Below are 12,425 nucleotides of genomic sequence, written 5' to 3' on the forward strand. Positions count from 1 at the left end.
CTTCATCGCTTTCTCCTCGTCATGAACCTTTATGTTAACCAGTTGACGGGCTTCATCCCTCCCGAACTCGGGCAGCTTGGTAGATTGAAGGCACTGGGACTTAGCGGCAACGAGTTAACGGGCGCCATTCCTCCCGAACTTGGACAACTCGGTAATCTGGACGGATGGCTGGATCTCAGCGATAACCTGTTGACCGGACCGATTCCTTACGAACTAGGGCAACTCGGCAGTCTGAGGGAACTGGACCTCAGGGGTAACCAGTTGACAGGGACTATTCCACCCGAATTCGGAAAACTCGGAAACCTGGAATCTCTGCGGTTATCGTTCAACCAGCTGGAAGGCAACATTCCGAACAGCGTAGGCGAAATGGCAAGTTTGAAAACACTGGCCGTCATGGGAAACGCCGGCATGTCCGGAACATTGCCCCCGGGGCTCGTCCGACTGAACCTTGATGACCTGTTGCTCAGCAACACGCGATTGTGTCCATCTCCGGATCTCGGATTTCAGGACTGGTTGCGCACTATTCCCAACCTCCGGGTTTCCTCCCGTTGCAATCTGGACCCTGGGGAATCCACGGTCTACCTCACGCAGGCCACGCAGTCGCTGGAGCAACCGGTGCCGATAGTGGCGGGTGATGAAGCGCTCCTGCGCGTATTCCTTACGACAAATGAGGACATAATTGGAACCATGCCTCCGATGAGGGCCAGGTTCTACCAGGGCGAGGCCGAAATCCATGCGTTGGACATACCCGAACAGGCTGTCGACATCCCGCAGGGGATCGACGAGGGAGACCTGTCGGCATCGGCCAACGCACGGGTACCCGGATCGGTGCTGCTGCCCGGTTTGGAGATGGTCATCGAGATCGATCCGGAAGGTTTGTCGGAGGCTTCCTCGGGCGTCGTCCGCCGCTTGCCTGCCATGGGCCGGACATCCGTGGACGTGAGGCACGTTCCACCACTGGAGCTTACGCTGGTACCCTTTCTGTGGACAGAAGACCCGGACGACAGATCGGTCTTAGCGGAAACGGCAGGTCTGTCGGCCCAATCCGATCTGTTTCGTCCCACCCATGATCTCCTGCCGGTGGACGACCTGGTAGTGAACGTGCGCGATCCAGTATGGACGACGACGGAACTCGTGTTGGATAACGGGGACGCTTTACTACGCGAAACTACGGCATTACGCATCATGGACGGCGCGAGCGGACAGCCACAGCACTACTACATGGGACTGCTTGAAGTAGGAGGCGGCCAGGCGGCCGGCATAGGTAGCACGGTGAGCGTATCTGTTCTGGATGATCTTATTATAGCCCACGAACTCGGCCACAACATGAACCTGTTCCATGCCCCGTGCGGAGGTGCTGCCGGACCCGATCCCAACTATCCGTATCCAGACGGATCCACCGGGTCCTGGGGATACGATTTGCTGGCAGACAGGCTGGTCGGCCCTTCTACCTCGGATCTGATGAGTTACTGTCATCCGCAGTGGATCAGCGAATACCACTTCAACAGGGCCATGGCCTACCGTCTCTCGCAGGTACAGGCGCCGCTTCTAGCCGCGTCTTTTGCGCCTGCTGCCCGAAGCCTGCTTCTCTGGGGTGGAGTCGGTATGAGCGGTGAGCTTGTCTTCGAACCGGCATTCGTTGTGGACGCCCCGCAGATGATTCCCGAGGCAGGCGGTCCGTACGAGATCACCGGAGAGGACCGGAACGGACGCTTCCTCTTCAATTTCTCCTTCCGAATGACCGAGGTCATTGACGGCGAGGGCGGGCTCTTCGTCTTCGTCCTTCCCGGACGGGGGGATTGGCCCCGCCGTCTCTCGCGGATCACGCTTTCCGGCCCCGAGGGCGTCGTGACGCTGGGTGAAGAAGATGATCGTTCCGCCGCCATTCTCCTGGACAGCGCCACCGGCCAGGTGGGTGGCCTGTTGCGCGACTGGCCCGCGGCGGGTATTTCGGACGTGTCGGCAAGACGCGTGCTGCCGGAGCCCGGGCTGGACGTCGTCATCAGTCGGGGCATTCCGGACCGGAACGACTGGTAGACGGGATCAGGTACGGTACATTGGGGATCGCGGATCGATGATCAATCCTGGTGAAACACTTCTTCCATATCCGCCCACCATTCGCCTTCCTTCCGCGTCGGCAGCGGTTCCTGCATGGGCATCATGATGTCCCACCACTCCTGGGTCGTAGGATCGGCGGCCATCTTCGCCATGTCCGCCTTGAAGTCGTCTCCGACATACTCGAAATAGGAGAAAAGGTAACCGTCCTTCAGGTAGATGGAGTAGTTGGTGATGTTGCATTCCGTGATCATCTTCGCCACGCCTGGCCAGATCTCGACATGATATTCCTTATATTCCTCGATCCGTTCCGGCCTGACCTTGAGGACCATACCGTAGCGCTTGGGTGATGCCATTGTTGTCTCCTTGTGAGGGTCGCCGGGCGGGTGTCGGGCCGCTGGGCGGATGTCGAGCCGCCGGGCGGGTGTGTCCATTACGGATTTATATGTTGATGGATATTTTAATCAATATTGACAATGCTATTTTTGGCGTTTAAGGACATGCCGGCTCCCCCATCCACATCAATCCGGCGTCGGCGCGTCCTCGGGAACTAAACCCACATCCCGCAATTCCGACCAGAAATCCGCGGGGATCTCGAACTCAAACATCCGCACGTTTTCGTCCACTTCCTCGGGCGACCGCGCGCCTGGAATGACGGCGGCCACCGCAGGATGGGCCAGGGGGAACTGCAGTGCCGCCGCCTTGAGGGGCGTGCCGTGGCGGCCGCAAACCGCTTCGATGCGCCGCACCTTTTCCACGATATGAGGTGGCGCTTTGCGGTAGTCGAACTTCGCCCCGTCCACGGCGCCCTGCGCCAGGATGCCGCTGTTGTATGGGCCGCCTATGACGATACTGATGTTTCTTTCCTCGCACAGGGGCAGCAGCCGCTTGAGCGCCGTATGATCCACCAGGGTGTACCTGCCAGCGCACAGAAAACAGTCGAAATCGCCTTCGGTGGCGAAACGGGCGAGCATCTTCGCCTGGTTCATGCCGACCCCGACCGCCCGGATGACCCCTTCTTCCCGAAGCCGGACGAGCGCCCGGTAACTTCCCTCCATCGCTTCTTCGTAATGATTGTCGGGATCGTGAATGTGAAGGATATCGACCCGGTCGAGTCCGAGGCGGGCGAGGCTTTCTTCCAGGGAGCGCAGCGTGCCGTCGTAGCTGTAGTCGAAGACGGGACCGACGGGCGGAAGATCGTCGGACCAGACGTCCTGGTCGCGCTCTGGATCAGGCACGAGGAGGCGCCCCACCTTGGTGGCGAGGACGAAGGAATCCCGGGCGCGCCCGGCAAGCGCGGCACCCAGGCGGGTCTCGCTCACGCCGCTGCCGTAGAGCGGGGCCGTGTCGAAGAACCCCAGGCCGTGGCCGAGGTAGGTATCTACGACTCGTGCGGCGGCCTCTTCGGTAACCCCCTGGTACAACCCGGCCAGGGGCGCGCCGCCGAGTCCCAGGCGTTTAACTTTAAGCCCGGTGCGGCCGATTTCCGCTACCGCGCGCCGGGGTCTCGCCGCACTGGCCTGATGCTGGTCATCCTACCTCATCAGACTCGTCCGGCGTCTCGCCCTGCATCTCGCCCTGCATGGATTCCCCGCGCAGCAGGAAGGCCCGGATATCGTAACGGCCGGGGCGCTCCACGGGCAGGTCGCCCGCCTCGATCATCTCCTCGATGGGCGAACTGTGGGTGCGCACGGGCATCTGGACGACCTCGTGGAGGCGGGCGGACTCGTAGATACCCATGATGATCTCTACGGCGGCCCGGCCGTTTGACGCCTCGCCCCGGTGTTCGGACTTGCCCTCGATCCAGTCCGCCAGTTCCACCGCCTGGCCCACACTAGGGTCCTCGCCGGTCGAGGGGTGCTCTTCCCAGCCGCCGGTGTTCGAGTTGATGAGCAGGACGCGCTGCTCGTTCACGTCCATCATGCCGTCCGTGCCGTAGAGGTAGCCGCCCTGCCGCCGTTCCGGATGGAGCTCCTGCAGAAGCTGTCCCACGGCCCCGTTGTCGAAGCCGACGATACCCGCGCTGCGGTCCTCGATCCGGATATCGCGCTCGTACCGGTCGGTCTTGCGTTCGATATTCCCGAGCACCCATTCGGGCGCGGGATCGCTCATGACGTAGCGCATGAAATCGAACATGTGGGAGCAGTCGTTGAGCAGGCCCTGGCTGCCGCTGCAGTGGACGTGCCGCACGTCGCCGATGGCGCCTTCGGCGATCAGGTTCCGGGCATCGGTCCACACCGGGTTGAACCGGCGCTGGTGGGCGATGGCCAGCTTGACGTCGTTCCGGCGGGCCGCGATCATCATCTCGTCGCATTCGCCCATGTTGACCGCCATGGGCTTCTCACAGAGAATGGCCTTCGGACGGCGCGCGCAGGCGGCGATGGTCAGGGGTGCGTGGAGCTTGTGCCACGTACAGATGCTGACGACGTCCAGCCCCTCCTCGTCCAGCATCTCCCGGGCGTCGGCGTAGCGTTTTCCAATATCGTACCGGTCGCCGAAATCCTGCCTGGCCTCGGCCACAGGGTCCGAAAGCGCTACGACCTCGAACCGCTCTTCTCCCAGGTATCCATTCATGTGCAGGTGCGAGATGCTGCCACACCCGATTATGCCGACACGATAGACCGTGGACATCTAAGACTCCTCCCAGGACGGATTTTGCGTGTATACGAGTTGTGACGATGCGACGAAGCCCGGCGACCGGTAGTGCCGGACCAATAGTTGGTCAAAATCGGATATCGAAATATAGACGGCGGTATGGACCGTGTCAACGATCCCGAATGCGGCGCTACGCGACGTGTCTTCGATGACGCAAGCGGTGCCCGCGGAGGGGAGTCGACGATCACGTGGACGTCGCCGCGCACTGCATCTAACCCCGGTGGACATGACTTGACACGGCGCACGGAAATAGCATAAGATTCAGTACGATGGAACTGCTGATAGTAATCAACGTAATCCTGCTCCTCATCCTCATCGGGACCTTCCTGTCTCTCTCGGGGCGCGTAAAACACCTCGAGGACACCGTCCGACGATATTTGAAGAATGTAACAGACCCGGTTGCGGGGATGTCCAGTAGCGACGCGCCGGGGTCGGACGACGCACCGGGTCCTGACGACGCACCGGGTCCGGACGACGCGACGGAACCGGAGACCGCAGGATCCACGCATCCGGCCGAGAGCGTTCCCGACCAGGGGCGGGCCGCACAACCTGTCGCGGACGCTCTGGACCAGGGGCGGGCCGCGCATCCGCCCACAAAAGTGCCGGACCAGGCGCGAGCCGGCGACGCAGCCAGCCGGCTGTCCCACATGCTCCGGCCCCGCACCCGCGAGGAGTGGGAGACCCTGATCGGTGGCAAGCTGCTGAATCGCGTGGGCGCCCTCGCCCTCATCCTCGGCGTGGGATTCTTCCTGAAATACGCCTTCGACAACGACTGGCTGAACGAGACGGCGCGCGTGGTCCTGGGCGGAGTGGCCGGCCTGCTGCTGGTTGCCGGCGGCCACCGGTTCCACCGGCGCGGCATGTCCGTATTCGCGCAGGGCCTGACCGGGGCGGGCGTGGGCATCCTCTATCTTTCGATTTACGCCGCCTACGATTTCTATCGCCTCGTTCCGCAACCCGCCGCCTTTCTGCTGATGGCCCTGGTGACGGCCGCGGCCCTGCTGCTTTCCCTGCGCTACGACGCACGGGCCATCGCCCTGCTCGGATGGGCCGGTGGATTTCTGACGCCGTTCCTGCTCGTCACCGCCCAGTTGAACACCCTCGGACTATTTGTCTACATCACCCTGCTCGACGCGGGCCTGATCGCGGTGCTGCTGAACCGGCGCCACTGGAGAGTGCTCGAGCCGCTGGGTATCGCGGCAACCTACGCCACGTACCTGACCTGGTCGTTTCGGGCGGATCTGCCCGAAGGTTTTGGAACGGCGCTGGCCTTCCTGACGCTGTGGTGGGCGCTGTTCGCCTGGCTGAGTCTCTACCGGTCAGCGGCCGGCGATACGGGAAAACGCCGGTGGCGATGGATCGCGGTAACCGTCAACGCATTGGGTTTCTACGTGATGCTCATGCGCCTTTCGCGGCACACGGAAGGCATATGGGATTTCATCGGGTTCCAGTCTCTTACTCCACAAAACTACCTGGCCTATTCAGAAGGGATCGCCACGGCCTTCCTCTCCCTGGCCTACTTCGTGCTGACCGCCTGGATCACGCGCAATACAGACGACCGATCCGCGGCCGCCGTGCATGCGACCGCGGCCATATTGCTGGCGGTTCGCGCACCACTGAGCTTTTTCTCCCCCTACGTCACTGTCGTCATCTGGGCCTTTGAGGCCCTGATCCTGTTCGGGTTCGGTGCATACCGCGAAGTGCGCGCCGTCCGGCACGCCGGTACGGCCCTGTTGGCGCTTTCGTTCGTAGGGATCTTTCTCTTTGGCGGCGCCTACGTATTCAACCTGGTTTCAAACTATGCGCCGGTATTTTCGTCGCGCACCGCCGCGTACTGGGTCGTGGGCGGAGCCTTGCTCGCCTGTGCCGGCATGCTGCGGGGCCGCACCGAATCGAAGAGCGACCGCCGGCATTACGCGGTCTTCCACCTGGCCTGGACCTTTCTCCTCCTGGTCTGGGGCACGGTGGAAGTCCTCAACTACTTTCAATACCTGTCTGTCACGACGGAAGGCGGCTCGACGGAGCAGTTGGCAAACCTGCGGCAACTCGCCGTATCGGGCGCGTGGCTGTTTGGCGCGGCGCTGGTCATGACGCTTGGACGGTGGCAGGACATCCCCGCCCTGCGCGCGGCAGCCATCGTCTACCTCGGCTGCACCGTGGTGAAAGTCTTTGTCTTCGACCTCATGTTCCTGGACACCCTCTACCGTATCGTCGCCTTCCTAGGCCTGAGCGCCATACTCATCGCCGTCTCCTACCTCTACTACCGGAACCGGCCGGCTTCCTGACCCGGTACGCCTTCCTGGCTCGTCTATCCCAGCCTGAATCGATCATCTCGATTGAAAAAAACGTGCGAGAGATTACAAAAGCCCTCCGACTATTTCGATAGACCCTATCGAATTGGTCCATTCACAAGCGCATCCATCTATTCAACGGAGGGAATCATGGGAGACGACAAGGTTAAGGAATCGCCGGCTGAGGTGTTCGCCACGGTGACGGAGGTGAACTCACTCTTCCATTCACTGGAGGATATGTTGGTAACTCGATTCGAGGCGATCGATGGCAAGTTTGGGGTCGTCGTGGATAAGCTGGCCGAGATGGACACCAGGAACGAAAGACGCTTCGAGGCGATCGATGGCAGGTTCGCCGCGATAGACAGTAGATTGGGGGTCGTTGATGATAAGCTGGCCGAGATGAACGCCAGGAACGGGGTTCAGTTTGCAGCATTAGAACAAATGATTGTGGAACTGGATACCAAAACCGAGGGGAGATTCGATCTGGTTGAGCAGAAGTTCAAATCACAGGAATCAAAGATCGAGCATTTCGTGACATCGGCGAACAACAAGATGATGGCTATGTTGCTCGTGATTGCCGGGTCGATCATTGCCGGCCTGCTTTACGGCGGTTAGTGCTGGTCAGACCGAACCGCGCGTGGACCGGTCCACGGGTCGACCCGTGCTCACCCCGGTGCTCACCCCGGTGCTCACTCGGGTGCTTTGCGCGCAGTGGCCTGCAGGGCGAACTCCGTCAGTTCCACCGTCATGGGATAACGGTTGAAGGGCGTAATCAGGTAGAGGCCGTTGAAGTACGTCAGGACGGACTCGATGAGTTCCCTGGCGATGGCGACGCCCTCTCGTCGGGCTTTGCGTCCACGGCCGACGCGGGCCATGCGGGCTCGCACGTCGTCGGGCACGACGAAGCCGGGCACTTCGTTGTGGAGGAACTCCGTGTTGCCGTCGCTGACGAGCGGCATGACGCCCGGCAGAATGGGTACGCCGGCATCCCGGGTCGCCTCGTAGAGTTGCTTTGCCTGGCGTCGGTCGAAGAGGGGTTGCGTCATGATCATGTCGGCGCCGGCTTCGACCTTCCTTTCCAACCTCCTGATCCTTCTTTCCAAATTGGGTCCGTTGGGGTCGAAGGCCGCCGCCACGGTGAACGCGGTCCTGCCATTCAGGGTGCGGCCCGAAAACCCCACGCCCTCGTTCATCTGCTTGATCAGCCGGATCAGTTCGAAGGACGAAATGTCGTAGACATTGCTCGCCCCCGGCTGATCGCCGAACTTGACGGGATCGCCCGTGACGGCGAGGACGTGGTCGATGCCGAGGGCGTGCAGTCCGAGTACCTGGGACTGCAGGCTGGCCAGGTTCCGGTCGCGGCAGGTGATGTGCAGCAGCGGCCTGATGCCGGCCTCCTCCTTGACGATCTGTCCTACCGCCATGTTGCTGATCCGCGTGACAGCCAGGGAATTGTCGGCCATGGTGAGGGCGTCGGCGCCCGCCTTCTTCAGGGCTTCTGCTCCCCGCACGATAGGCCCGTGATCCAGGTCCCGGGGCGGGTCGAGCTCGACAATGACGGTCACCCGTTCCTTGACCAGATCCACGATCGACGGTTCAACCGCCGGGGGCGCGGGTGCGGGACGGGCAGGTCGGGCCGGGCCCGCCGGACGCGCCGGGACCCGGACTTCAACCGGCAGGACCTTCTTGCGCGTGACGATCTCCTGGCCTTCCAGGGCCTGGGCCATGGCTTGCACGTGCTCGGGCATGGTACCGCAGCACCCGCCGATCAGCCGCACGCCCTGGTCGCGAAGGCGGAGCGCGCTCGTTGCGAAGTACTCCGGCGTCGCCTCGTAGATGAACCGGCCGTCCACGTAAACGGGGGAACCGGCATTCGGGAAGGCCGAGAGCACCAGCCCCTCCGTTAAGGGAACCGGCGCCAGGGCGTCCAACAGGCCCTTGGGACCGCTGCGGCAGTTGACCCCCACCACGTCGGCGCCGGCCGCACCCAACTGGTCGAAGGCCTCCACGACCTCGAACCCGTCGTCCGACTGTCCGTACTGGTCCACCGCAAGCTGGCAAATCACCGGCAGGCCGCAGACTTCCCGGCAGACCGCGAGTGCCGCCTTGAGGTCATCGAGCCGGAGAAAGGTCTCCAGGATGATCGCGTCCGCGCCGCCGCCGGCAAGAGCGGCGATCTGTTCCGTATACACCCGTCTGTGGTCGTCTTCGGTGTATTCCCGGTGGGGCAGTCCCCGGGCCGGACCCACGGCGCCGGCCACGTAGGCGCGGGTGCCCACGGCCTGCCGTGCGATCTCGATGCCCCGGGCGTTCAACGCCTCCGCCTGGTCTTCCAGATTGTACTTCGACAGGGACAGGGCATTAGCCCCGAAAGTATTGGTTTCAATCAGCCCGGCGCCAGCGTCCACGTATTCCTCGTGGATCTTCCGGATCAGATCGGGCCGGCTCTGGTTGATCTCGTCGAAACAGACTTCCATGGGCACGCCGCGGGCGTACAGCATGGTTCCGATGGCACCGTCCGCCACAAGCAGGGAGGACCGGAGATGGTCGAGGAGGGATGTGTTCATGGGTGGGAATCCGTTGGCGCCGCACCGTGGCCGTCGGGCAGAATCGCCGCACTCGGGCCGCCGTTCGGCAACACCGCACTCGGGCAGTCGTTCAGAAGCGCCGCACTCGGGCCGCCGTTCGGCACGTATCGACGCGCCTGGTTCAATGGCCGTTGTTTAACGCGTATCGACGGATCGCCCAGGCAAAGCCGTTCTCGTGGTTCGGCGGGGCGATGACCAGGCCCTGTGCCCGGCCCGCGTCCTTGACCGCGTCCTGGGCGTTTTCCATGATCACGCCCAGGCCCGCGTTGAACAGCATGGGCAGGTCGTTGTCGCCGTCCCCGACGGCCATCACGTGATCCATGGATATCCCGTGCTCGCGCGCGACGAACTCGACGGCGACCTTCTTGTTGACGTCGGCGTGCATGGCTTCGATCCGGTCCGGATTCGTCTTGACGAGATAGAGGCGGGAGGCGAAACGGGCATTCAAATCCGCCAGGACCGCCTCGCGCCGGTCCAGGCCGGGCAGGATCAGCATCTTGGGCGGCGGGGGATAGTCGCCCTGTCTCAGTCTCGCCATAAGGGCGTCGTCCCGGTCGACGGCGGCGCGGCTCTGCTCCTCGATGGATGCGATGGAGGGGGTATACTCGTTGGTGATCACGCTGTCCAGGGGGCCGCTTTCCGTCACGCGCAGCCAGCTGTATACGAAATTGAATCCGTTTTCCTCGATGAAATCCAGCAGGTCCAGGAAGACGTCCCGTTGAATACGCTTTTCGAAGAGCAAGGGCCTTTGCCCCTGGCGGACCGGCCCGAGAATGATGCCGCCGTTGTTGGCGATGACGTAAAGCCGGTCGAACAATTGCCGCGCATCGCTGAAAGGCTCGCAGCTGCGGTCGATGTTGCGACCGCTCACGGAACTCACGACCAGGCCCTGTTCGAGGGCGGCTTCGATGGCGTGCAGCCCCTCGGAGGAGGGCTTGCCGTCGGGCAACAGCGCCGTGTCGTCCTGGTCGAAGGCGATCAGCTTGATTTCAGGGGTTTCGTCGCTGGCTTTCGGTACTGCTTTCGGTACTTCCGCGGTCATGGCGTCCCTTTCCGAACCTTCAGGTTTCTGTTTCACTATCCTTCAGTCGCTTTCCAAGGCTCCCGCCTGGATGATAACGGGCGAAGTCCTCCCGGGAAAATCCGCGGCCGGCCTTCAGCGCCATGGCAAGCCCGTCGGCCGCGGCGAGTTGACAGGACGTGCTCGCCGTCGGCGCGAGGCCGAGGGGGCCGGCCTCGCCCGCCACGGGCACGTGCAGGATTGCCGCGCTCGACCGGGCCAGACTGGATGAAGGGTCCCCCGTGATGGCAATGATTGTCGCCCCATTGGCGATGAGGGTCTGCACGGCGGCCATCAGTTCCGCGGTCTCCCCGCTGTGGGAAAGGGCGATAACCGCGTCCCCTTGCGCAACCTGGCCGCTGTCTCCGTGATTGCAGTCGGCCGGATCGAGAAAATACGCCTTCGTGCCGGTGCTCTGCAGCGTGGCCGCCAGCTTGCGGCCGATATGACGGGACTTCCCCACGCCGGTGACGTGTACGCGCCCCCCGGCGGCTTCAGCCTTCCGAATGATTGCGATGGCTTCGTCGAAGTAGGTGTCGGACATGCCTTCATGCAGCATGGAAAGCGCTTCGGCGGTCCGCTGTACGGCCTTCAGTCCGGCCGCACCGGGGATCGCTGTGCCGGGAGTCGCCGCGGCCGACGCGGTCTCGGTGGAATCGGCTGTTTCGACTTTCGCCGTTGCCGTTTCCGAGGCGGCCACGGTTTCGGCTGCGTTCCGGGCAGGGATCGGGGCGCCTTCGTACAGGGCCATCACGTCATCCCGGCTCGATCCCAGCTGCGGGAAAGCCCCTGGGATGCGGCAACACACGGCGCCGCAGGCGTTGGCGAGCGATGCGGTATCCCGTAAAGAAAGCCCGTGGAAAAGTCCCGCTATCAGTCCGCCCAGGAAGGCATCCCCGGCGCCGGTGGTGTCCCGGGCTTCCACGGGTCTCGCAGGCACGCGTACCGTCTGATTCCCGTCGGTGACGACCGAGCCCTGCGCTCCTTCGGTGATGGCCACCAGGCGGGCGCCGTATCGGTTGTAGATACCCTCTGCCCGTTCTTCGGAAGTGTCGGCTTCCACCATCTGCAGGGCGGCGGCCTTGGCGGGTTTCACGACGTCGGCGAGACGCAGGGCCTCCTCGAAATCTTCGGCCGAACCGAGTCCGGCCACTTCGATGGCGAAATCCGGGGGGACATCCACGTCCAGCACGGTGGGCACGCCGGCCTCGCGGGCGATCCGCAGCACGGCGATGACGGCATCCAGCGGGAGTTGGGAGATCTCCGTCGTCACCATGGCAGCCGACCGAATGTAGTCAGCGAAATGCGTCTCCACGTGTGAGGCCGTAGTCTCCGCCGTCAGGCCGCGGGCCATGTAGATCGCACGGTCCGCATCTTCGGCCACGTTCACCACCGAAAAGCCCGATGCGCGTCCCTCGACGACCCGAATGGCCGACCGGTCGATGCCGTGGCGGTCCATCTCGTCCCGGATCATCGCGCCGTACCGGTCATCTCCCTGAAATCCGAACAGCCCGGCAGGTACCCCCATCTGGGCCGTCCAGGCCAGGTGGTTCAGCGTCACCCCGCCCGCGATCTCGGTGACGACCGATCCCGCTTCATCCGGCAGGATATAGGTTTTCTCCTCCGGTCCCGCGATCCGGTTCACCCGGTAGATCACGTCCACGACGTTGCTTCCGATACCCACTACCCTGCGGGTCCGGTCGATCTCCTGGATCACGAAATACCACCTTATGGGGAGTCACTCGAGCGGCCGGTATCTCTTAACACGTGTAATTT

9 protein-coding genes are annotated in these 12,425 nt (G+C 62.9%); 3 read left to right on the plus strand and 6 right to left on the minus strand.

The window, feature by feature from the left end; all coding sequences use genetic code 11:
* Positions 1–21: 21 nt before the first annotated feature.
* A complete protein-coding gene (locus tag F4Z81_14365; protein MXW06229.1) occupies positions 22–2,037 on the plus strand; it encodes a hypothetical protein in 2,016 nt (671 codons plus the stop codon).
* 41 nt (positions 2,038–2,078) lie between these two features.
* Here F4Z81_14365 and F4Z81_14370 read toward each other — a convergent pair whose 3' ends face one another.
* The 3 genes from F4Z81_14370 to F4Z81_14380 all read right to left on the minus strand — a co-directional run bounded on the left by F4Z81_14370 (position 2,079) and on the right by F4Z81_14380 (position 4,686).
* On the minus strand, positions 2,079–2,411 hold the full coding sequence (locus F4Z81_14370) for an L-rhamnose mutarotase (protein ID MXW06230.1): 333 nt from the start codon (positions 2,409–2,411) through the stop codon (positions 2,079–2,081).
* A gap of 165 nt (positions 2,412–2,576) precedes the next feature.
* Positions 2,577–3,539, minus strand: coding sequence for an aldo/keto reductase (locus F4Z81_14375; GenBank protein ID MXW06231.1), 963 nt, complete (start codon positions 3,537–3,539; stop codon positions 2,577–2,579).
* A gap of 46 nt (positions 3,540–3,585) precedes the next feature.
* Positions 3,586–4,686, minus strand: a complete 1,101-nt coding sequence (locus tag F4Z81_14380) for a Gfo/Idh/MocA family oxidoreductase (GenBank protein MXW06232.1) — start codon at positions 4,684–4,686, stop codon at positions 3,586–3,588.
* A 293-nt stretch (positions 4,687–4,979) separates the two neighbouring features.
* On the opposite strand from F4Z81_14380, the gene F4Z81_14385 reads away from it, so the two are divergent.
* The gene (locus F4Z81_14385) at positions 4,980–6,995 is read left to right on the plus strand and encodes a DUF2339 domain-containing protein (GenBank protein MXW06233.1); all 2,016 of its coding nucleotides are present in this window, start codon (positions 4,980–4,982) and stop codon (positions 6,993–6,995) included.
* Positions 6,996–7,151: 156 nt separating this feature from the next.
* A complete protein-coding gene (locus tag F4Z81_14390) occupies positions 7,152–7,616 on the plus strand; it encodes a hypothetical protein (GenBank protein ID MXW06234.1) in 465 nt (154 codons plus the stop codon).
* Between the two features lie 74 nt (positions 7,617–7,690).
* Here the strand turns inward: F4Z81_14390 and F4Z81_14395 are convergent, their stop codons facing one another.
* The 3 genes from F4Z81_14395 to F4Z81_14405 form a co-directional block, all read right to left on the minus strand.
* A complete protein-coding gene (locus F4Z81_14395; protein ID MXW06235.1) occupies positions 7,691–9,568 on the minus strand; it encodes a bifunctional homocysteine S-methyltransferase/methylenetetrahydrofolate reductase in 1,878 nt (625 codons plus the stop codon).
* 142 nt (positions 9,569–9,710) lie between these two features.
* The gene (locus F4Z81_14400; GenBank protein ID MXW06236.1) at positions 9,711–10,667 is read right to left on the minus strand and encodes an HAD hydrolase family protein; all 957 of its coding nucleotides are present in this window, start codon (positions 10,665–10,667) and stop codon (positions 9,711–9,713) included.
* Complete coding sequence (locus tag F4Z81_14405) at positions 10,651–12,366, minus strand: SIS domain-containing protein (GenBank protein MXW06237.1); 1,716 nt, start codon at positions 12,364–12,366, stop codon at positions 10,651–10,653. The genes F4Z81_14400 and F4Z81_14405 overlap by 17 nt, the downstream gene beginning before the upstream one ends.
* Between the last annotated feature and the right edge of the window lie 59 nt (positions 12,367–12,425).

Source organism: Gemmatimonadota bacterium (assembly GCA_009835325.1).
Lineage (GTDB): Bacteria > JAAXHH01 > JAAXHH01 > JAAXHH01 > JAAXHH01 > JAAXHH01.

Excerpts from the sequence above, each read along its gene's own strand:
- F4Z81_14365 (MXW06229.1), top strand. The coding sequence starts at position 22 with ATGAACCTTTATGTTAACCAGTTGACGGGCTTCATCCCTCCCGAACTC.
- F4Z81_14370 (MXW06230.1), bottom strand. The coding sequence starts at position 2,411 with ATGGCATCACCCAAGCGCTACGGTATGGTCCTCAAGGTCAGGCCGGAA.
- F4Z81_14380 (MXW06232.1), bottom strand. The coding sequence starts at position 4,686 with ATGTCCACGGTCTATCGTGTCGGCATAATCGGGTGTGGCAGCATCTCG.
- F4Z81_14385 (MXW06233.1), top strand. The coding sequence starts at position 4,980 with ATGGAACTGCTGATAGTAATCAACGTAATCCTGCTCCTCATCCTCATC.
- F4Z81_14390 (MXW06234.1), top strand. The coding sequence starts at position 7,152 with ATGGGAGACGACAAGGTTAAGGAATCGCCGGCTGAGGTGTTCGCCACG.
- F4Z81_14395 (MXW06235.1), bottom strand. The coding sequence starts at position 9,568 with ATGAACACATCCCTCCTCGACCATCTCCGGTCCTCCCTGCTTGTGGCG.